The organism is Enterobacter sp. DN (genome assembly GCF_046054285.1).
Classification (GTDB): domain Bacteria; phylum Pseudomonadota; class Gammaproteobacteria; order Enterobacterales; family Enterobacteriaceae; genus Enterobacter; species Enterobacter hormaechei_C.
Genome location: NZ_JBJJTG010000007.1, coordinates 196,392 through 218,266 on the forward strand (window position 1 = coordinate 196,392; position 21,875 = coordinate 218,266).

Genomic DNA, 21,875 nt, shown 5'->3' on the forward strand with positions numbered 1-21,875 from the left:
TCATTTACGAAGAAAACTAAAGAGGATTTTATGGCTAAACCGGACTGGGGCGTGCTTCAGCAACGGTTCCTGTCCGAACATGCCGCAACCGGCGTATCACCGAAGGAGTGGTGTGAAGCGCAGGGACTGAATTACGCTACCGCCCGTCGATATATCAAAAAACCTTCTGCGCAAACTGCGCAAAAATCTGCGCAGAAAAAAGTGCGCAGTGCGCAGAAAGAACAAAGCGCAAATGAGCTGATGGATGATGATGGACTTACGGCTCAGCAACGCTTATTTGTCGCGGAGTACCTGAAGGACAACAACGCCACCGCTGCCGCTGCACGTGCTGGTTATAGTGACCCAAACTACGGTCGCCAGCTCATAACGAATCCTAACGTTGNTGAAGGACAACAACGCCACCGCTGCCGCTGCACGTGCTGGTTATAGTGACCCAAACTACGGTCGCCAGCTCATAACGAATCCTAACGTTGCCCAGGCCATTGCGCAGCAGCAGAAAGCCTCCATTGCGCGCACGCTTGGCGGTGCCGATGAAGTCCTCGCGCAGATGTGGCAGCTTGCCACCTTCGATGCAAACCAGCTATCGCAGTATCGCCGCGGCGCGTGTCGTTACTGCTGGGGCTTCGGTCACCAGTACCAGTGGCGCGATATGGTGGAGTTCGAAGAGAAACGACTCGAAGCGCTTGAGCGGAAAAGTCGCGAGCCCGCTGATGTTGGTGGTTATGGCTACGATCACACCCGAGAGCCTAACCTTGGCTGTCCGCGCTGCAACGGCGATGGTATCGGCCAGCCTTACTTCGCTGATACGCGTAAACTCTCGCCAGTCTCGCGACTCGCTTACTCCGGCGTAAAGATCGGAAAGAACGGCGTCGAGATAACCGCTATCAGCCGTGAGCGTATGTTCGAAGCCGTAATGAAACGGCTTGGCCTGGCGGATAGCGAGTTCGCTCAGCGTCTCCAGCAGATCGAAATCGACCGCCGGCAGCTGGAGGTTGAGAAACTCCGCAAAGAGCTGGCCGGTGATGGTGATGATGACGAACCGACCCCAGTGCAGATCAATATCAACGTAGTGGACGCGAGGGCGGAAGATGGGGATCAGCCCGACGCTTAACATTCCTCAGGCACGTTTCCTCGCGATGCAGCACAAATTCAAAGCCTATGTTGCCGGGTTCGGTTCCGGTAAGACGTGGGTGGGTTGTGGCGGCATCTGTAAGGGGATGTGGGAGCACCCTAAAATTAACCAGGGTTATTTCGCGCCGACGTACCCGCAGATTCGTGACATCTTCTACCCGACGATTGAAGAGGTGGCTTTTGACTGGGGACTGAGCGTCAAAATCAATGAGGGGAATAAAGAGGTTCACTTCTACGAGGGGCGACGGTACCGCGGGACAACAATCTGCCGCTCAATGGAGAAGCCCGGCTCGATAGTCGGTTTCAAAATTGGTAACGCGATGGTTGATGAGCTGGACGTTATGGCGGCAGCCAAAGCGCAACAGGCATGGCGAAAAATCATAGCCCGTATGCGTTACAAGGTCGATGGGTTGCGTAACGGCATCGATGTCACCACAACGCCGGAAGGCTTCAAATTCGTTTACCAGCAGTTCGTGAAGGCGGTGCGTGAAAAGCCCGAGCTTTCTGCTCTGTACGGTCTGATACAGGCCAGTACGTTCGACAACGCGAAAAACCTGCCCCCGGATTACATCCCGTCGCTGCTGAGTTCTTATCCTGATGAACTGATTCAGGCTTACCTGCGCGGGAAGTTCACGAACCTCAACAGTGGGACCATTTACCACACCTTTAACCGTAAGCTGAACAACTGTTCTGACGCGATTCAGGATGGGGATCCGTTATTTATCGGTATGGACTTCAACGTTGGAAAAATGGCCGCGATTGTTCACGTAAAGCGTAACGGGCTACCGCGAGCGGTTCGCGAGCTGGTGAAGGTCTACGACACGCCGGCGATGATTAAGCGTATACAGGAAGAGTTCTGGCGCTACGAGGATGGTCGCTACGTGAAGAGCCGGGAGATTTACATCTATCCGGATGCGTCAGGCGACTCCCGCAAATCGCAGAACGCCAGCAAGACCGATATTGCCCAGCTTAATGATGCCGGATTCAGCGTCATCGTTGATGATGCAAACCCTCCTGTTAAGGACCGCATTAACTCGATGAACGCCATGTTCTGTAACGCCAACGGCGAACGCCGCTATCTGGTGAACGTCCAGAACTGCCCGGTTTATACCGAAAGCCTCGAACAACAGGTCTGGGCAGCGAACGGAGAGCCGGATAAATCAGCGGATAACGATCACCCCAATGATGCTGGTGGGTACTTTATTGTGAAGGATTACCCCATCGTGAAACCGGCATACTCAATCACCATGGACACCACTTTCTGATATGGCAAACGACGACATCACCTGGGTTCGACCAGAACATCGGGCGGCTTCTGCTGCCTGGCGGAAATACAGAGACTTTTGCAAAGGAGCTGAGGCCGTAAAAGCGGCGGGCAATAAGTATCTGCCTTATCTCGATCCAACCGATAAATCCACGCGCAATCGCAAGCGCAATGAGGATTATCTAAGCCGTGCGGTGTTCTACGCCATTGCTGGCAATACGAAGATCGGCATGCTTGGCATGGCGTATCGCAAAGACCCAACGTTTAACGGCCCTGAGAAGCTGAAATACCTGCTGGATAATGCTGACGGGGCGGGTACCAGCATTTATCAGCAGTCACAGCTGGTGGTCGAGAACGTGCTGGAGGTGGCGCGAGATGGGCTTTATGTTGACTATGCAGAGGCATCAGACGAAGCGATCATTCTCCGCTATCCGACAGAGAACATCATTAACTGGCGAACGAAGCGCATTAACGGACGCGATCAGCTGGTGCTGGTGGTCCTGCGCGAATGCGTAGAAGAACCGGATGGTTACGCTTACAAGGACGAAATTCAGTACCGCGAGCTGGCGCTGGAAGAAGGGAAGTTTATCTGCCGTGTATGGCGCCTGGCAGGTGGCACTGCAAGCGGAACCTATGCCGTCGACAGCGAATATCATCCGAAGCCTAAAGGAAAGGACTACTGGGACGAAATCCCGTTCACCTTTGTCGGTGCTCAGAACAACGATCCCACTATCGATGATTCACCGCTGGCCGCGCTGGTGGAGATAAACCATGGCCATTATCGAAACAGCGCTGACTATGAGGACAGCGTGTGGTTCTGTGGTCAGGTGCAGCCGTATATGACTGGGCTTGATACCAACTGGCGCGATCACCTCGAAAAGAAGGGCGTGAAAATTGGTTCCCGATCACCGCTTTTGCTTCCTAAAGATGGCTCGTTTGGCTATGCCCAGGCGCAGCCGAACATGCTGGCTAAAGAGGCCATGGACAGCAAGCGCGATTACATGGTGCAGCTGGGCGCCCGACTGATTGAGCAGAACGCCACGGCCAAGACTGCTACCCAGGCGAGCGGTGAGCAGACATCATCAACATCGGTGCTAGGTATCTGCGTTTCGAACGTTTCTGAGGCTTACACGCTGGCGCTGGGCTGGTGTGCAAAGTACCTGGGCATTAATGGGGATGAGCCAGCTTACATCATCAACCAGGAATTTATAGCGAAGGTTGCCGAATCCGGGATGGTCACCGCCATTGTGAACGCCTGGCAGTCCGGCGCGCTGCGCGATACTGACATGATTCGGGCGCTTCAGAAACTCGACCTCATCAACCCGGCAGACAGCCCGGATGATGTGATTGATGCGCTCCGCAACCAGGCCCCCACGTTGACCGGGGGCTGATATGGCAACAGTAAACGAAAGCTTGCGGGATGAGGCCATTGCCCATTCTGTCTGGATTAGCCGCTATGCGACGGGCGTGGCTAACCGGATGGTGAAGTTGCTTAACGAGACGGACTCAGAACTGTCTGCCCGTCTGCTGGATGCTCTGGATCGGCTCCCGGCTGATAGCTTCACGGTTACACGTCTGGAAAGCTTGCTCGGCAGCGTACGCGAACTTAATCATCAGGCTGTCGCTTCGATGCAGTCCGGGCTGGAAGGGGAATTGCTGGCGCTTTCCAGGAACGAGGTCAGTTATCAGCTGAGCCTGTTCGATTCCCTTCTTCCCTCACAGGTGCTGGCACGCTACCCGCTACAGGGAATTAGCGCCGATATGGTTTATGCCGCGGCGATGGCTCAGCCATTTCAGGGGCGCCTGCTGAGTGAGTGGGCGGAGAATCTGGAATCGGACAGGCTGGCGCGGATCGTAAATGCTGTACGCCGTGGCTATCTTGCTGGCGACACGGTTGAAACCATCGCCCGAAGCGTGCGCGGCCATGCCAATAAAGACTATCGCGACGGCGCGCTTCAGATGAGCAGGGCAAACGCCGCCAGCATCGCTAAAACAGCCGTTAATCATCTGGCTGCCACCGCACGCAACAGCTTCACCAGCGCCCACAGCGACATCGTGAAGGGTAAACAGTGGCTGTCTACGCTGGACAATAAAACCAGTCACGACTGCATCATTCGCGACCTGCTGCGCTACACCCTGGATAATAAACCGATCGGGCACAAAGTACCTTACCTGCAAGGGCCCGGGAAAATTCATTTCTGTTGCCGTTCTACTGAAACCCTGATTATCAAGTCCTGGCGCGAACTCGGCATTGATATTGATGAGATGGACGAGGGCACTCGTGCCAGCATGGATGGGCAGGTACCTGCTAAAACCACGTATCTTGAATGGCTCGCGCGTCAGCCAGCTCAAAGGCAGGATCAGGTTCTGGGTGCCGAGCGTGGCCGTCTTTTCCGCGCGGGTGAAATCGAACTGGCTGATATGTTCACTGACAAAGGCGAGTGGATCAGCCTGGAACGTCTTAAGCAGCTATCAGGTCCTTGAACCTGACAACCATCACTTTCCAAACGCCCTGGCATCCGCCGGGGCTTTTTTATGGGCGAGGCCCGACAAAATCCCGAGGGGAAATTATGTTAATTCGAAACATGCTTCTGAAATATTACGCACCTGAAAGCGGCGGTGAGGGCAGTGGTGGCGGCGGTATCGAAATCACCCCCGAAATCCAGAAGCTGATTGATGAGCGTGTGACCAGTGAAGTTACAGGCCTGAAATCAAAAAACTCTGAGCTGCTGGGCACCATCAAGCAGCAAAAAGAAAACCTGTCACGTTTTGACGGTATCGACCCAGACGCTGTACGCGGCATTCTCCAGCGTTTTTCTGACGATGAAGAGGCGAAGCTTATCGCCGCCGGAAAAATTGACGAGGTGCTGGATAAGCGTACCGAGCGTCTGCGTGCTGACGTTGATAAGCAGATCAAAGCGGCAAACGAGCGCGCGGAAAAAGCTGAAGCGTTCTCCAACAAATTCCGGGATCGGGTCCTCGGGGATGCAATCCGGGCAGCAGCCTCTAAAGCGGGCGCGCTGCCTGAAGCTTCTGACGATCTGATTCTGCGTGCCAAAGGCACATTCCAGCTCAACGACGAAGGCGAGGCCATAGCGGTTGATGCAAATGGCGATGTTCTGTTCGGCAAAGACGGCAAAACCCCACTAAGCCCGCTTGAGTGGGCGGAGTCACTCAAGGAGACGGCTCCGCATCTGTTCCCTCGCGCAGAAGGCACGGGCGCGGGCGGACACAAGCCAAACGGTGGTGGAAGCCTGAAACGTTCCGAAATGAGCGCCAGCGACAAAGCGGACTACATCCGCAAACACGGCCAGCAGGCCTTCCTCAAACTTCCGAAATAAGGGATTTAAACCATGGCAACGACTGTTAATACCGACCTGGTTATTTATGACGATCTGGCGCAGACCGCGTTTCTTGAGCGTCGCCAGGACAATCTGGAAGTGTTCAACGCTTCCTCCAACGGTGCGATTTTGCTGGATAACGAACTGATTGAAGGCGACTTCCGTAAACGCGCCTTCTACAAAGTTGGCGGTTCCATTGAATCGCGCAATGTGAACTCTGTCGATAAAGTCACAGGTAAAAAAATCGGTGCCGGTGAAGCGGTATCCGTTAAAGCACCGTGGAAATACGGTCCGTATGAAACCACGGAAGAGGCCTTTAAACGCCGTGGCCGCTCCGTTGATGAGTTCTCCGAAGTGATCGGCGTTGATGTCGCAGATGCCACGCTGGAAGGCTATGTGAAATATGGCCTGAAAGCGCTGACTGCGGCGATTGGTGCTAACGCCGACATGGTCGTAACCGCCGACATTGAGACCGACGGTAAAAAGACCCTGACGCGTGGCCTGCGCAAATATGGCGACAAGTTTAACCGAGTGGTTCTGTTCGTGATGCACTCCGCGACCTACTTCGACATTGTGGATGAGGCGATTGCCAACAAAATCTACGAAGAAGCGGGCGTAGTAGTTTACGGTGGGCAGCCGGGCACGCTTGGTAAACCAGTGCTGGTGACGGACACCATGGATGCTGATGCGATCCTTGGGCTGGTAGCCGGCGCAGTGACCGTTACCGAGTCTCAGGCGCCGGGCTTCCGTTCCTACGATATCAACGATCAGGAAAACCTTGCGGTTGGCTATCGCGCTGAAGGCGTGGTGAACGTTGATCTGCTGGGCTACAGCTGGGATACCGCCAAAGGTGATAACCCTGACCTGACCGCCATCGGCACTGCTGGCAATTGGAAGAAGCACTTCACCAGCAACAAATCAACGGCAGGCGTGCTGATCAAACTGGAATCCGCAGTGGGGGAGTAACGCTGTCAGCGGATAAAACCTCCGCAACCGCTGACAGCACAGATGCGGTAACTGTTTCTCTGAAGTACACGCTGAAGGGCTCCGTTGTATCCGGTAAAACCGTCGTGTGGACGTCTACAGGCGGCACGCTTAGCACGGCCAGTTCTCAAACCGGCTCTGCTGGTGGTGCAACGGTGAAACTCACATCAGACGTTGCTGGCACCTTCACGGTAACCGGCACGATTGAAGGAGTGGCAAAAACCACTGATGAGATCACCTTCACTGCGCCTGCCGAAGAATAACGAATGGGGCGAAAGCCCCATAAACAGGATGATTAGATGATCAATACCGATATCACCTCTCCTGATGCCAACAGCTACGCCAGTGAAGAGGAACTTGCCTCGTTTGCGGAAATACGCGGCATTAAACTGCCTGACAAGCTCACACCTTTGCTGATTAAGGCAATGGATTACCTGGAGGGGCTGGACTGGGTTGGCTCAAAAGCTGACCCGAGACAGGCTCTGGCATGGCCACGCGTGAATGTCGTTCTGGATGAACATGATTTCCCGCTGGATGAAGTTCCACGGCAGGTTTTAACTGCGCAGTGCATGCTGGCGGTAGAGGCAATCGACGGAGATTTACTCTCCAGCGTGCGCGAAGCCGCTGTGAAAACTGAACGTGTGGAAGGTGCTGTCACCATGACCTATGCGGTCGCAGATGGTGAAGTTTTCACGCCGTCCTATCCTGCTGTCATGGCGCTGTTAGGCGACCTTGCTGGTGGTCGTGGTTACGCCATTAATGCATTTGCAGAGAGGGCCTGATATGGCGATTGATTACCAACGTATGCAGGCCAGAACGACCCGCATGCTCAGGCAGAACGGCGCGACGTACAACGTAACCCGCAAGGGTTCAGTAACGGTTATCGGTGGAGTCGAGCAAAAAACGGATGATGTTCAGTTCACTGCGATCGGCGTTAAAACGGAATACGCACCCGGTGAGATAGACGGAACAGTCATCGTAAACGGTGATGTTCGAATCGTCTTTACCGCAGAGCAGGAAATTAAAATCGGCGATGTGGTTGATATAGACGGCACAACCTACCGCATTGTGAACCCCAACCCTGCAAAACCTGCCTCGCTGGTTCTCTGCTACAAAGCGCAACTAAGGGCTTAACATGGGCGAGAACACGGCATTCCTCGCTGAAATCACAGCCTTCGTCAATAAGGCCAAAGCGAATCAAGAAGCTGTGGTGCGCACGGTTGGTATTAAAATACTTAACCAACTGGTGATGATGTCCCCAGTGGGCAACCCGGAGTTGTGGGAAGTTAACCAGACAGCCGTTTCCTATAATCGCGCTGTTTACGACCATAACGAGGCGCAGCGGGCAAATCCCGACAACCTGACCAAAACCGGGCGACTGAAGAAAAAAGCTCGGGTGGTGGATGGGATGGATATCAAAGCACCGCCGGGGTATACGGGCGGACGCTTTCGCGGTAACTGGCAGGTATCGTTTGATGCTCCGACAGCTGATGAAACAGGGCGAATAGACAAGACCGGCGACCTGACAAAAGCAGCCGGGAACTACACGCTGTCACTGTTCAAAGTCGGGATGAAGGCCATTTATTTCTGCAACAACGTCCCGTATGCATACCCGCTTGAAATGGGGCATTCCACACAGGCACCGAGCGGAATGGTCCGTATAACCGCTGCTGAGTTTCAACGCTTCTTTGAGGAAGCTGTCAAGGAGGTGTCCAGGTGATTCCTGATATTGCATCTGCACTGGCCGCCAGACTGGGTACCTGGGCCGATGCCGAGGGCATTTCTGTTGCATGGGAGAACGTGCCGTTTACACCTCTTGCTAACGAGATGTACCTGGCCGTTCACGATATGCCTGTTACGCCGAGAACAATCGATCTCGGATTGCGCTGCCGGACTTATTCAGGCGTGTACCAGATTAATGTCGTGGCGCCAGCCGGCTCCGGCCGTACCTCCGTCGTTGCCCTGGCTGGCAGAGTAGCGGAATTGTTCCCCGAGGGGCTGGAAATTGCAGGCAAAGATTTTACCTGCTGGATTGGCAGCGCGCCTGGCATATTCCGCGGGGTCCCTACACCTGTGTCCTACTCCGTTCCTGTCAGCCTGAATTATAGGGCAGACATCACCAACTGATTCCCTCAGTGATGTCCCACAACTGACCGGCCTTGAGCCGGTTTTCCCGTTTCTGAAGGAGAAACCATTATGGGCTTTGCACTGCCTAACGGCGCTCATGTTTATCTGGCGTCGGGCTATGGCCCGGCCATTACTTTCACCGGCGCGACGAATGCTGAGCACGCGGTGATCACCGTCAGCGCCGCGGACGATATTGCGGTCGGCGATATCGTTCACGTGAACTGCAACTGGTCGGGTATTGATAACGTTATCGCGAAAATCGACGCGATTGCGGAGAATGCTGTCACTCTTCGCAACATCAATACCACCAACAAAAACAAATACGCGGCGGGTGGCGGTTCCGGCTCTATTCGCAAAATTGAAGAATGGACCGAACTGCCACAAATCACTGAGGTATCGAAATCCGGTGGTGATCAGAACACCACGCAGATTCAGTTCCTCAGCGATGATCGCCAGCGCAACCTGAATACCTATAAATCCGCTGTCTCTCAGACTTACTCGATTGCTCACGACTCAACTCTGCCGGTTTATCCGCTTCTGCGCCAGCTGGACGAAGACGAAGAGACTGTGGCGGCGTACATGTACGTACCGAAGGCGAAGGAGAACCGTTACTGGGCGGCCACGGCATCTTTTGACGACACGCCGGCCACGGCGGTGAACGAAGTCGAAACGGTAAGCGTCGTGCTGAACCTGCAATCGCCTGCAATGACCTTCTACAAGGTCGACTCGGGAAAAACTGAGACAGTAGCGGTAACCGGCGTCAGCCTGGATCGGCCAACCCTGAGCATTAAACAAGGGGCAACCGCCACGCTGATCGCTACTGTCGAACCATCTAACGCCACCAATAAAACGGTGATCTGGACATCTTCAGATGAATCGATCGCAACGGTTGATGCCTCTGGCAAGGTCAGTGGTATTGCGGAAGGCAATGCCACTGTCACAGGTACGACCGCCGATGGCGCGAAAACCGCGACCTGTGATGTCACCGTTACTGCTGCAAATTAATCCCGGCCCCACTCGGGGCCACAACTCTACGGGAAAAATATGGCTACCAAATTCACCCTCCAGCCCAAACCAACTTTTAAGGCCAACGTCTCGATCCCGCGCGCCGGCGATGAGGATGGCGTGCTGACCTTCACGTTTAATCATAAGCCACTCAAAGAGCTTGCTGATCTGGAAAAACTGGAAGGCAAAACCGCCACTGATTTTCTGATGGAAATTATTTCTGGCTGGGCGCTCCCCGATACATTCAACGCGGAAAATCTCTCGGTGCTGCTGGAAAACTATCCGGCTGCAATGAAGGCTATCCCTGAAACCTACTATCGCGAACTGATGGGGCAGCGCGAAAAAAACTGATAGCGGTTGCCTCGGCGTTCTATACGCCTGAGCCCACTGCGGAAGAGCTGGCACCATATGGGCTCACGCCGGATGATTACGACGATCAATACATCGATGTCTGGCCAGATGTCTGGCCTTCATTTCTGGTATTTCAGTCCGTCAGTACGCAGTGGCGCACGGGGATGGGCGGCGCAACAGGGCTTGATTACAACGTCCTTCCCTGGGTAATGCGTCTGCATAACGTACACGACGAGGTAACCGCATTTTCCGATCTCCAGATAATGGAGCGAACCGCGCTAAAAATTATGCATAAAGAGGGTGCTGGATGAGTAACGACATCGCTACTATTTCGCTGCGCGTAAATACCAGTGAACTGGAGCGCGGCAACCAGGCGCTGGATCGCTTTCAGGAGTCTGCGTCCGCCGCGGCAGGTAAAGCGGATGACCTGAACAGTACGTTCCGCACCGGGATCGACAACCAGAAAAAAAACAGCGAAAGCCTGAAACAGCAACGGCAGGAACTGCAAAACTTGCTGAATAAAATCAGCCCTGTTAACAAGGCGCTGGACGAGCTGGATACCATTCAGGAAAGCCTGGTTAAATTCCGGAGCAAAGGTCTGGTGGGTGACGAGGACTTTACTCGTTACAACAGCGTGCTTGAGACGACCCGCGCGAAACTAGCGCAGGTCATGGAATCTGAAACAGCGGAGGGCCGTGCTCGCATTGAGCAGGCACAGGCAGCACAACGGGCAGCTGCCGCAGGCAAAACTTTTATCGACTCACTTGAGGACCAGGTTTCAGCAATCGGAAAAACCCGTGCAGAGTTGCTCGAACTGAAGGCGGCCCAGCTCGGCGTATCGGATCGCGCTGCGCCAATGATTGCCCGACTAAAAGAGCAGGAAGAGTCCTGGAAATCTGGAGCTATCAGTGCGGGGCAGTACCGTAATGCCATGCGTTACCTGCCAATGCAAATGACGGATATTGTGACCTCACTGGCCTCCGGTATGCCGGTTTATATGGTCGCTATCCAGCAGGGTGGCCAGCTGCGTGATTCCTTTGGCGGAGTGGGGAACGCGCTAAAAGCGATGTTATCCATGGTAACCCCGGCGCGTGTTGCGATTGGTGGTCTGGCTGGCGCTGTACTGATTGCGGCAAAAGCGGGATCGGACTACTTCACAGCCTATGACGAAATCAATAAAGCTATCATCCGCACCGGAAACATAGCCGGTACGTCAGCCCTACAGATTATGGCATCCTCCCAGTCAATCTCTGCTTCAACCGGGGCTACGGTGGGCACTGTTCAGAGTCTGATGACAGAGCTGGTTGGTATCGGCTCAATGACCCAGCAACAGCTTGAGAAAGCTACCAAAGCGACAGCACTGGCAGTTGAAACTGGTATCGTTTCGGCTCAGGACATTACCAAAGCTTATAAGGATATTGAAAAGGATCCGGTTAAGGCTCTTCAGAACCTTAATGAGCAATTCAACTTTCTCACCGTTTCACAGCTAAAGCACATTGACGAGCTAGTTAAGCAGAAAGACCAGACCGCTGCCGTTACTCAAGCTATGGGTTTGTTTGGCGACACGATGGCAGAGCGCGGAGAGCAGGCTTACGACTCGCTGACACCATTTGGCCGCCTGTGGCTTGATATCAAGGGATGGGCGTCTGAGGCTATGCAGAGCATCGGTCAGTGGGTGGCTGAACTGGCATCAAACACGCTAAAGGAATTTAACGCAATTTATTACAGCGTCGCGATAGTTTTCCAGAAGCTGAACCAGATTATTTCTTCTTCTATCGCGGCTGCGATTAATCTCGTTCCTGACTGGGCGAAAACTGATACTTTGCAGGGATGGCAGGACTATAACGAACAAATGGCCGGCGCTTATGGTAACAGCGTGTCTCAGCTGAAAAAGGACTGGGACGCGGCTGACATTAGCGCAGGCAAGTACCTCGATACATCCCGCAAGATAAGCGCCGCGACCACTCAGAAGGATCGGGAAGCAGTCGCTTCGTTTGGCAAAAAAACGAAAACAGGAAAACAGGGCACTGTATCTGCTGGCGACCGCAGTGCTGACGCTGCTCAGGCCGAATTGCTGGCGCTTCAGGCGCAGTTGCGTGCTCTTCAGCAGCATAAAGGGCTGAACGACACTATCAGCCAGCAGCGCAAAGATCTGTGGACCACTGAGGCGAAATTTCAGGTACTGGAAGAAGCCTCGCGTTCACGTTCACTGACGAAGCAGGAACAATCCCTGCTGGCGAGTAAAGACCAGGTGCTTCAGTTGGCACGGCAGAAAGCCCTGTTAGGTGATCAGATTACCGCACAGGACCAGCTGAACAAGCGAATGGATACCTCTCAGAAATATGTCACGCAGATGGCTGAGAAACAGGCTGCTTTGGTTGGTGGAGCTGGATTGAGCGATCGGTTAGCTCAGCGTGAACTCGCGAAAAGTCAGCTTGCTTCTGGCTGGATCAACTCAGGCGGCACGCTTGACGACGAGAGTTATCAAAAGCAGCTTAAAGCGGCGAATGATTACTATGATGCCGAGGACCGGTTACGTGGCGACTGGCTGACTGGCGCGAAAAAGGGCTGGGCTGAATTTGAGGACAGCGCGACCAATGTTTACTCGCAGGTGCAGACTATTACCAGCAATGCGTTCACCGGGATGGCCAGCACGCTCACCGACTTTTTTACTACAGGTAAATCTAACTTCTCAGATTTCCTGTCTACCTTCCTGAAGGGCACCGCCCAAATGCTTACGCAGTTGGCATTGGTCAACGGAATGAAGTCAGCCTTTGGTGGAACGGCAATAGGTAATTTCTTCGGAATACAGGCCTGGTCAGGTGGTTACATTCCTGAGTTTGATAAGGGCGGCGCGGTTGGCTACACGGGGGATGGAGGTAAGTATCAGCCAAAAGGCGTGGTCCATGGTGGCGAATTCGTATTCACCAAGGAGGCAACCAGTGCGCTGGGTGTTAGCAATCTGTATGCGCTTATGCGTGGAGCTCAGGGGTATGCAAACGGCGGCTATGTTGGCCATGCCCCGATGTATGGGCTGCAATCTTCGGCAATTGGCGGTGTAACCGTTCAAACGTCCGTGGTCGTTCATAATCAGAACACTCAGCAGCAGGCATCTGGTAACAACGACGCTATTTCTCGGGCTTACAAACAGACTATCGATCAGTCTGTTCGTGCTGGAATTGCTAAGGAGTTGCAACCCGGAAGGTTGATATGGAACGCTATGAAAAGCCGTTGAAAAATTGATAGCAGTCCCTTGTTTGAGCCTGCTATCACATGATTAATCATTTACGAGGCAGATACTTATGGGTTGTATATGTGCCACCCTTGTGTGAGGAGCCTTTCCCGTTTGTATAATGACCACGAGAACCTTTTGCATAAGTGATCGAAGGCGCCACAAGGATTAAAGAAAGAACGGCAACTAGTAGTGTTTTCATAAGAACTCGCTGTGTAGTGAAGTAGTGTAAAAGCCATTCAAATATACGTAATGAATAGGCAGTTGGAGAAAAAATTCTTTATACCACTAATTAAACTCAACCCGCTTCGGCGGGTTTTTTTATGCCCGGAGAAAGCATGGCAATCGAAACATTCACCTGGCGAACCCAGATACAGGCGGGAATGGAGGGAACGTTTAGCCATAAAACCCGCTCTGCAACCTTTGGCGACGGCTATGAGCAAATTGCCGGGGAAGGCATCAACCCTGAAAAGCAGTCATGGCCTGTAACCCTAACGGGCAAAAAAACGGACATGCTTCGGGCCCTAAAATTCTTTCGTTCTCACGTCACAAAGGCATTTATCTGGACATCTCCAGTTGGCGAAACTGGGCTCTACCGGATTGAGGCCGAATCAATCAAGTCACAGCCCTTATCCAGCAAAGTCATGACCATTTCTGCAACATTTAAACAGGCTTATGCACCATGATCACAGCCGACTATCAAAGCCTTGAGCCCGGCAACAAAGTCCGTCTTATCGAAGTTGATGGTTCTACTTTCGGCGTGGATGATGTACTGCGATTTCACGCGTACAACCTCCCGCACACAGAAGAAGAAATCGCAGCCGCTGGTGGCGATGAATCAAAGCTGAAGGCGAAAAGTATCTGGTGGCAGGGGGAAGAATATGCCGCCTGGCCGTATCAAATTGAAGGGCTTGAAGCCTCCACAGACGGCAACAGCGCCCAGCCAACGCTCACGGTTGCAGATATCGATAGCAAGATTACAGCGCTGTGCCTGGCTTATGACGATATGCTTCAGGCGAAAGTCACTATCCATGACACTTTTTCACATTATCTCGATGCGAAGAACTTCCCAGCAGGTAACGCAACAGCTGATCCGCAACAGGTCAGAAAACGAGTTTTTTATATCGATGGCAAAAGCAGCGAAATTCCGGGCGAAAGCATCGAATTCGTACTCGATAGCCCGATGTCGTTGCAGGGTAAGATGATCCCCACGCGGCAGCTTCATTCCCTGTGTACCTGGTGCATGCGCAATAATTACCGCACCGGCGACGGCTGCGACTATGCCGGTACCCGCTATTTCGATAAAAACAACAACCCGGTGAGCGATCCGTCGCTGGATGAATGCCCCGGCACGCTTACGGCCTGTAAGCTTCGGCATGGAGACGGCAACGAACTGCCGTTCGGTGGATTCCCGGGCACGTCGTTGATTAGGAGTTGATATGCGCCAGAAAACCATTGATGCGATTATGGCGCACGCTGCCGCTGAATATCCTCGTGAGTGCTGTGGTGTGGTGGCGCAAAAAAGTCGTGTTGAACGTTATTTCCCGTGCCGGAACCTTGCCGCGGCACCGGAGGAAAATTTTGTCCTCTGCCCGGAAGATTACGCAGTTGCTGAGGACTGGGGTACGGTGATCGCCATCGTTCACAGCCACCCTGACGCCACTACGCAGCCGAGCGAACTGGATAAAGCGCAATGCGACTCAACGCTTTTACCCTGGCATATCGTGAGCTGGCCAGAGGGGGATTTACGCACCATTCAGCCGCGCGGAGAGCTGCCGCTGCTGGAGCGTCCTTTTGTGCTTGGTCACTTCGACTGCTGGGGGCTGGTAATGAGCTATTTCCGGCAAACGCATGGTATCGAACTCCACGATTACCGGGTTGATTATCCCTGGTGGGAAAATGACTATCCGGACAACTTCTATCAGGATTGCTGGTACGAGTGCGGATTCCGTGAATTCGTCGGGCCGCCGAAACCTGGCGATATGGTGATCATGCAGGTTCAGGCTGATAAGTGGAATCATGCGGGGATTCTGCTGGAAGGTAACATGCTACTGCATCACCTTTATGGGCATCTGAGCCAGCGCGTTCCTTATGGCGGTTATTGGCTTGAGCGCACAATGAAAATATTGCGGTTTAAAGACTGTTTCTGATAACCGCCTGTGACAGTTTTTTATGGGGGAAAAATGGCTACATTACTCAATGTTGAGCCTGTCCGCACAATTCGATTGTACGGCGTGCTAGGTGCCACCTTCGGGCGTGAATATCGTTTATCAGTAGCTTCACCAAAAGAGGCCATCCGCGCCCTGAGCATTATCGTGCCGGGTTTTGAGCGTTTCCTTAATACCAGCAAACAACGGGGTTTAACTTATGCGGTATTCAGCGGGAAACGAAACCTTGTAAACGATGAACTCAGTATGGACAGGAGTACAGAGGAAATCCGCATCGCGCCAGTGATCATCGGCAGTAAGCGAGCCGGGGTTTTTCAGACAATCCTCGGGGTTGCTCTTGTCGCTGTTGCTGCGTTCGTCACGGGAGGGGCCGCGATCGGGATTGGTGGTACCGCTTTCGCTGGTGGATGGGGAGCTGTGGCGGGGGTTGGGGCATCAATGGCGATCGGTGGCGTAGTCCAGATGCTTTCTCCCCAGACAACCGGGCTAGCCAGTAAGCAATCTGCGGATAACCAAGCCAGCTACGCCTTTGGTGGAGTAACAAACACGACAGCCCAGGGGAATCCGGTACCACTTCTTTATGGCCGCCGGCGAATCGGCGGCGCGATTATTTCTGCCGGGATTTATGTCGAAGATCAGCAATAAATAAAAACCTTCTTTCAGGCCACCTTCGGGTGGCTTTTTTTATGGGCGCAATATGGCAACTGCAATCGCTATAAAAGGCCGCAAGGGCGGCAGCTCAAGTTCCCGAACCCCTACCGAACAGCCTGATGATCTGCAATCTGTTGCAAAGGCAAAAATCCTCGTTGCACTAGGGGAGGGGGAATTTGCAGGGCAGCTGACGGCGAAAGATATCTACCTGGACGGAACGGCCCTGGAGAATGCTGACGGCTCTCAAAACTTCAGCGGTGTCGTGTGGGAGTTTCGCCCAGGGACACAGGCTCAGGATTACATTCAGGGGATACCTGGCACAGAAAATGAAATCAGCGTCGGTACCGAAGTATCCAGCGAAACAGCCTGGACGCATACCTTGACCAATACGCAGCTTTCAGCGGTTCGCCTGCGCCTGAAGTGGCCATCTCTTTTCAAACAGCAAGATAACGGGGATTTGGTAGGGTATTCCATCAACTATGTGGTGGAGCTTCAGACGGACGGTGGTAGCTGGCAAAAGGTCCTTGATACTAATGTGACCGGGAAAACCACATCCGGTTATGAACGCAGCCATCGCATCGATTTACCGAAAGCTGGCAGCACCTGGACCATCAGACTGCGCAAAATTACCGCTGACGCAAACAGTGCCAAAATTGGCGACACGATGACGCTCCAAAGTTATACAGAGGTCATCGATGCCAAACTGCGCTATCCAAACACAGCTCTGTTGTACATTGAGTTTGATTCCAGCCAGTTCAATGGCTCTATTCCACAAATTGCCTGTGAACCACGTGGTCGTGTCATCCGCGTACCGGATACTTACGACCCGGAAACAAGAACTTATAGCGGTACGTGGCTTGGGACATTCAAATGGGTCTGGACAGATAACCCTGCGTGGATATTCTACGACCTGGTGGTTAGCGACCGTTTCGGGCTTGGGGATCGTCTCACAACAGCGAACATAGACAAATGGACACTTTACCAGGTTGCACAGTATTGCGATCAGATGGTGCCGGATGGCAAAGGCGGAAGTGGCACCGAACCACGTTATACCTGCAACGTATACATTCAGGAACGCAACGACGCTTATACGGTCCTGCGTGATTTTGCTGCTATCTTCCGCGGGATGACCTACTGGGGCGACGACCAGATTGTTGCGCTGGCGGACATGCCGAGGGATGTTGATTTTACATACACTCATGCGAACGTTATCGATGGCCGGTTTACCTATTCCAGCAGCACCACAAAGAACCGTTATACCAATGCGCTCGTATCCTGGTCTGATCCTGATAACGCCTATTCTGATGCGATGGAACCTGTTTTTGAACAGGCGCTGGTTTCGCGTTATGGATTTAATCAACTTGAGATAACAGCTATTGGTTGTACCCGGCAATCGGAGGCGAACCGAAAAGGGCGATGGGGGATCCTCACCAACAACAAAGATCGCGTTGTTACTTTCAATGTAGGGGAAGACGGTAACATCCCACAGCCTGGCTATGTAATTGCTGTAGCCGACCGAAATCTTTCCGGACGTGACCTTGGCGGCCGTGTTTCTGTGGTGAATGGTCGTGTTTTGACGCTGGACAGGGCACCGGATGCATCTTCGGGCGACAGGATGATTGTCAATCTGCCATCAGGGGTTGCGCAGTCACGCACCATCCAGACGATAACGGGCAATAAAGTAACCGTTACGACTGCTTACAGCGAAACGCCTGTGGCTCAGGCCGTGTGGGTCATAGAGTCTGATGAACTCTATGCACAGCAGTATCGCGTTATCACCGTAACAGATAATAATGACGGCACGTTCACAATCGTCGGTGCAAATCATGATCCGGATAAATATGCCCGAATCGATACCGGAGCCATCATTGACCAGCGGCCGGTGAGCATGATCCCGCCGGGCAATCAGTCACCGCCAGACAACATCGTAATCAGTTCGTTTTCGGTGGTGCAGCAGAATATCAGCGTCGAAACCATGCGCGTGAGCTGGGACCAGGCGCAGAACGCTATCGCCTATGAAGCGCAATGGCGCCGCAATGACGGGAACTGGGTTAACGTGCCGCGCAGCTCCACCACGTCATTCGACGTTCCGGGGATTTATGCCGGCCGCTACCTGGTACGTGTACGCGCCATCAATGCCGCAGAAATTTCTTCCGGGTGGGGCTATTCCGAAGAGAAAACGCTGACCGGTAAAGTGGGCAATCCGCCGAAACCGGTCGGCTTCATCGCTTCCGATAATGTGGTATTCGGTATCGAGCTGAGCTGGGGGTTTCCGGCGAATACCGACGACACGCTGAAGACGGAAATTCAGTACAGCCTGACCGGTACCGAAGAAGATGCGATGCTGCTGACCGATGTGCCTTATCCGCAGCGCAAGTATCAGCAGATGGGCCTTAAGGCTGGGCAAATTTTCTGGTACCGCGCGCAGCTGGTGGACCGCAGCGGAAACGAATCAGGGTATACAGACTTTGTGCGCGGACAGGCCAGCATTGATGTATCCGATATCACCGATGCAATCCTGGAGGACATGAAAGGCTCCGATACGTTCAAAGACCTGATCGAGAACGCGGTAGACAGCAATGAAAAAATTGCTGGCATGGCTGACGACATCAAACAGGCCAACGACGAACTGGCGCAACAGGCGCAGGAAATCGCCAAAAACGCCCAGGATATCGGGAAGGTTCAGACCAGCGTTACAAACCTGTCGAGCACGGTCGGAGATGTGTCTTCTTCTCTGAGCGAGCTTGAGCAGACAGTGGCGACGGCCGATACCGCACTGGGTCAGCGTATCGATAATATCAGCGTGTCTGTGGACGGCATGACGGGGGGAGTGAAGAACTCCGCTATCGCGATTATTCAGGGCAACCTGGCGCAGGTGGCCGCGCGCAAAACGCTGTCTGCATCCGTCGCCGGTAACAGCGCGCAGCTGGACCGCATTGATGAGGTGATCGTCAACGAGAAGGAGGCAACGGCGCGTTCGCTACTGAGTTTGCAGACTGACGTGAACGGCAACAAGGCATCCATCAACAGCCTGAACCAGACGTTCTCCGATTATCAGCAGGCCACGGCCACGCAGATAAACGGTATCACGGCGACCGTCAACGGACACACATCAGCCATCACAACCAACGCTCAGGCCATAGCGAACGTTAATGGTGATCTGAAAGCGATGTATAACATCAAGGTTGGCGTCGCCAGCAATGGACAGTATTACGCCGCAGGGATGGGGATCGGCGTCGAGAACACGCCATCCGGCATGCAGTCACAGGTCATCTTCCTGGCTGACCGCTTCGCCGTAACGCACCAGGCCGGAGCCACGGTGACCCTTCCTTTCGTTATTCAGAACGGGCAGGTGTTCATCAGAGACGCGCTGATAGGTGATGGCACCATCAGCAACGCCAAGATCGGCAACTACATCCAGTCCAATAACTATGTCGCTGGCTCAGTCGGGTGGAGGCTGGATAAGGGCGGTACGTTTGAGAACTACGGTTCGACAGCTGGTGAGGGGGCGATGAAGCAGACTAATCAGACGATCAGTGTCAAGGATGCCAACAATGTGTTGAGGGTGCAGATCGGGAGAATCACGGGAACATGGTAACGGGAGGCCTCTTACGGGGCCTCTTTTTTCAGGAGGACTGGATGGCGGAATATGGAGTTCAGACATGGGACGCCTCAGGCAAGGTAAACAACTATGGCGTTAAGCCTGTCAGCGTTTGTGGCTATCTCCAGCTGGCCCAGAACCAGAAAACAGGCTCTTACACAGTAGCGCTTCCACCGGGTTGCAGGCTGACCTATTTTCAGAGCATGAACGGCGATCAGTTTGGTACGAGTCGGAGGAAGATCACCATTTCGGGGGGAACAGCAACAGTGTCAGCAGCAGGCGATACCGACTACTCAGCAGGGACTGAGCCTGCGGCAGCGGCTTATCTCATTTTCCAGATCGAGAGGGCATAAATGGCGGAGTATGGCGTTTTACTGACGACCACGAGCGGGGAAGTATGGGTGACCGCGAACAGCTCGCCAATCGCTCTTCAGGCGCGAAAGACAGCGGCACTTCAGGGGACATCGGGGTTCAATACCAAAGTGACGCACACATTCCCCGCAGGTCAGCCCGTTGTCGCGTTCGTTCATTGCACGGTTGAGGTCGAAATCACTCAGACGATAAGCAGGAACACCATCACGATTGATTTTCTCAGACCGAATGCAACCGGCACAGCGTACGTTTATTTTTTCTCTATTTTCCCGCAGACAAAGCCAGACTACGGGCTGGCTGTGTGGGATGCATCAGGGACGCTGATTTTAACAAACGAAACGCGCACGCTGAGCGATGTTGTCACCCTCGGTACCGCCGGGGTGGATGCCAGCTCAGGATACAACATCAATACAACTCTGGCGGGGAAGTGGGCCTGCATGCCTGCCATGCTGGGACTAATTACCGGGGTTGTATCGGCTGGCGGTCAACCGCAGCCCTACTCGGCCATATACAAGAGCATGGCAAAACTTGAGGGAAGCAATACGCGGATATTCGCCAGGCCGCAGACAACCCCCGGCGGCAACCTTCAGAACGTTACGTATTCGAATCTGAGGAACGTGATTATGGCCATTAACTGCGCCAACTATGATTGATCGTTTTTAGCGATCAATTTTGAATAATTGATCTATCAAATCAATTATATCCCATTGATTCATATTGTTATTGTGTAGCTTCATGAATGCCCTGGGATATAACCACTATGAAAAATATGATTCTTTGCCTGGCGGTAGCGGTATTGCTCTCCGGTTGCGCTGGCGTTATTGAGAAGCAGCAACCCGTATGCACCGGAACAGCCCTGGTCGGCGGACAGGAAAGCAGCGTCCAGATCTACGGAGTCCGCAAGCAAAACAATCAGACGCAGTACCGCGCCGGATATCCCTTTAACTGGTCATGGGTGAGCGCAAACACGTTCGCCAGCACAACCTGCCACTAACCCATTCAGTTTTGAACAAACCCCGCTCCGGCGGGGTTTTTTATTGCCTGGAGAAAATATGCTTTATAACACTGGCACCATCGCCATTAACGGAAATACAGCCACCGGCACCGGCACGAACTGGACGGCACCCGCCAGCCAGATTCGGGTTGGCCAGACGTTGTTTGTTCTTTCTAACCCGGTACAGATGTTTCAGATCACGGCCATCAACAGCGCGACGTCACTGACGATTACACCCGCTGCGTCTCCGGCGCTGAGCGGCCAGAAGTACGGCATTCTTGTTACTGATAGTCTCTCGGTCGACGGCCTGGCGCAGAGCATGTCTCAGCTCATCAACGAGTATGACGAGAATATCGGTGCCTGGGAGACGTTCGCCACCACCTCAGCAAACCAGAGCATCACGGTTACCATCAACGGCACCCCTGTAACGATCCCCGGCATCGGTAAACTGGCTCAGAAAGGGAGTAATGGAGCTATCCCGATTGGGCAGGGCGGGACCGGAGCAACGAATGCCGCTGACGCTCGCACAAACCTCGGTTTAGGAAGTAGCGCGACGAGGAACGCATACAGCTCGTATGGAGATATGCTTTCAGTTGGGGATTTTGGACTTGGCGGAGCCCCATCAAATATTCCTGATGGGTATAGTGTTAGGGA

At 53.5% G+C, this 21,875-nt stretch carries 22 protein-coding genes and 2 pseudogenes; all 24 read left to right on the forward strand.

The window, feature by feature from the left end:
• Window positions 1-30 precede the first annotated feature (30 nt).
• Window positions 31-1,111: pseudogene (locus ACJTMZ_RS17225) on the forward strand (terminase small subunit).
• Entirely contained in the window at window positions 1,089-2,396 is a 1,308-nt protein-coding gene (locus tag ACJTMZ_RS17230) for a terminase large subunit domain-containing protein (protein WP_408626960.1), read from the forward strand. The pseudogene ACJTMZ_RS17225 and the gene ACJTMZ_RS17230 overlap by 23 nt, the downstream one beginning before the upstream one ends.
• Window position 2,397: 1 nt before the next feature.
• Complete coding sequence (locus tag ACJTMZ_RS17235; RefSeq protein ID WP_252080208.1) at window positions 2,398-3,786, forward strand: DUF4055 domain-containing protein; 1,389 nt, start codon at window positions 2,398-2,400, stop codon at window positions 3,784-3,786.
• 1 nt (window position 3,787) lies between these two features.
• Window positions 3,788-4,879 carry a hypothetical protein gene (locus ACJTMZ_RS17240; RefSeq protein ID WP_408626961.1) on the forward strand — a complete coding sequence of 364 codons (1,092 nt, stop codon included), beginning with the start codon at window positions 3,788-3,790 and terminating at the stop codon, window positions 4,877-4,879.
• Between the two features lie 86 nt (window positions 4,880-4,965).
• Window positions 4,966-5,736 carry a hypothetical protein gene (locus ACJTMZ_RS17245; RefSeq protein WP_047056304.1) on the forward strand — a complete coding sequence of 257 codons (771 nt, stop codon included), beginning with the start codon at window positions 4,966-4,968 and terminating at the stop codon, window positions 5,734-5,736.
• 12 nt (window positions 5,737-5,748) lie between these two features.
• Entirely contained in the window at window positions 5,749-6,702 is a 954-nt protein-coding gene (locus ACJTMZ_RS17250) for a major capsid protein (RefSeq protein WP_015570929.1), read from the forward strand.
• On the forward strand, window positions 6,627-6,983 hold the full coding sequence (locus ACJTMZ_RS17255; RefSeq protein WP_408626962.1) for an Ig-like domain-containing protein: 357 nt from the start codon (window positions 6,627-6,629) through the stop codon (window positions 6,981-6,983). The genes ACJTMZ_RS17250 and ACJTMZ_RS17255 overlap by 76 nt, the downstream gene beginning before the upstream one ends.
• Window positions 6,984-7,019: 36 nt before the next feature.
• Window positions 7,020-7,502 (forward strand): DnaT-like ssDNA-binding protein, encoded by a 483-nt coding sequence (locus tag ACJTMZ_RS17260; protein ID WP_045349475.1) that lies wholly within the window; start codon window positions 7,020-7,022, stop codon window positions 7,500-7,502.
• A 1-nt stretch (window position 7,503) separates the two neighbouring features.
• Entirely contained in the window at window positions 7,504-7,854 is a 351-nt protein-coding gene (locus ACJTMZ_RS17265) for a hypothetical protein (protein ID WP_252080202.1), read from the forward strand.
• A 1-nt stretch (window position 7,855) separates the two neighbouring features.
• On the forward strand, window positions 7,856-8,440 hold the full coding sequence (locus tag ACJTMZ_RS17270; RefSeq protein WP_047055324.1) for a hypothetical protein: 585 nt from the start codon (window positions 7,856-7,858) through the stop codon (window positions 8,438-8,440).
• Window positions 8,437-8,847, forward strand: a complete 411-nt coding sequence (locus ACJTMZ_RS17275; RefSeq protein WP_408626963.1) for a DUF4128 domain-containing protein — start codon at window positions 8,437-8,439, stop codon at window positions 8,845-8,847. The genes ACJTMZ_RS17270 and ACJTMZ_RS17275 overlap by 4 nt, the downstream gene beginning before the upstream one ends.
• A 69-nt stretch (window positions 8,848-8,916) precedes the next feature.
• A complete protein-coding gene (locus ACJTMZ_RS17280; RefSeq protein ID WP_047056312.1) occupies window positions 8,917-9,852 on the forward strand; it encodes a phage tail tube protein in 936 nt (311 codons plus the stop codon).
• A gap of 39 nt (window positions 9,853-9,891) precedes the next feature.
• A complete protein-coding gene (locus tag ACJTMZ_RS17285) occupies window positions 9,892-10,203 on the forward strand; it encodes a phage tail assembly chaperone (protein ID WP_038419624.1) in 312 nt (103 codons plus the stop codon).
• A gap of 47 nt (window positions 10,204-10,250) precedes the next feature.
• On the forward strand, window positions 10,251-10,514 hold the full coding sequence (locus ACJTMZ_RS17290; RefSeq protein ID WP_047056315.1) for a DUF1799 domain-containing protein: 264 nt from the start codon (window positions 10,251-10,253) through the stop codon (window positions 10,512-10,514).
• Window positions 10,511-13,438, forward strand: coding sequence for a phage tail tape measure protein (locus ACJTMZ_RS17295; protein WP_252080200.1), 2,928 nt, complete (start codon window positions 10,511-10,513; stop codon window positions 13,436-13,438). The genes ACJTMZ_RS17290 and ACJTMZ_RS17295 overlap by 4 nt, the downstream gene beginning before the upstream one ends.
• Window positions 13,439-13,773: 335 nt before the next feature.
• The gene (locus ACJTMZ_RS17300) at window positions 13,774-14,121 is read left to right on the forward strand and encodes a phage tail protein (RefSeq protein ID WP_017694307.1); all 348 of its coding nucleotides are present in this window, start codon (window positions 13,774-13,776) and stop codon (window positions 14,119-14,121) included.
• Window positions 14,118-14,873 carry a phage minor tail protein L gene (locus ACJTMZ_RS17305; RefSeq protein WP_252080198.1) on the forward strand — a complete coding sequence of 252 codons (756 nt, stop codon included), beginning with the start codon at window positions 14,118-14,120 and terminating at the stop codon, window positions 14,871-14,873. The genes ACJTMZ_RS17300 and ACJTMZ_RS17305 overlap by 4 nt, the downstream gene beginning before the upstream one ends.
• 1 nt (window position 14,874) lies before the next feature.
• Window positions 14,875-15,585, forward strand: a complete 711-nt coding sequence (locus ACJTMZ_RS17310) for a C40 family peptidase (protein WP_048229376.1) — start codon at window positions 14,875-14,877, stop codon at window positions 15,583-15,585.
• 33 nt (window positions 15,586-15,618) lie between these two features.
• On the forward strand, window positions 15,619-16,248 hold the full coding sequence (locus ACJTMZ_RS17315; protein ID WP_252080196.1) for a tail assembly protein: 630 nt from the start codon (window positions 15,619-15,621) through the stop codon (window positions 16,246-16,248).
• A gap of 52 nt (window positions 16,249-16,300) precedes the next feature.
• Complete coding sequence (locus tag ACJTMZ_RS17320; protein WP_408626964.1) at window positions 16,301-19,852, forward strand: host specificity protein J; 3,552 nt, start codon at window positions 16,301-16,303, stop codon at window positions 19,850-19,852.
• A 41-nt stretch (window positions 19,853-19,893) separates the two neighbouring features.
• Window positions 19,894-20,208, forward strand: a complete 315-nt coding sequence (locus ACJTMZ_RS17325) for a hypothetical protein (RefSeq protein ID WP_017382568.1) — start codon at window positions 19,894-19,896, stop codon at window positions 20,206-20,208.
• On the forward strand, window positions 20,209-20,880 hold the full coding sequence (locus ACJTMZ_RS17330; RefSeq protein ID WP_252010564.1) for a hypothetical protein: 672 nt from the start codon (window positions 20,209-20,211) through the stop codon (window positions 20,878-20,880).
• A 107-nt stretch (window positions 20,881-20,987) separates the two neighbouring features.
• Window positions 20,988-21,221, forward strand: a complete 234-nt coding sequence (locus ACJTMZ_RS17335; RefSeq protein WP_048974134.1) for a hypothetical protein — start codon at window positions 20,988-20,990, stop codon at window positions 21,219-21,221.
• A 58-nt stretch (window positions 21,222-21,279) separates the two neighbouring features.
• A pseudogene (locus ACJTMZ_RS17340) lies at window positions 21,280-21,875 on the forward strand (phage tail protein); the annotation flags it as partial.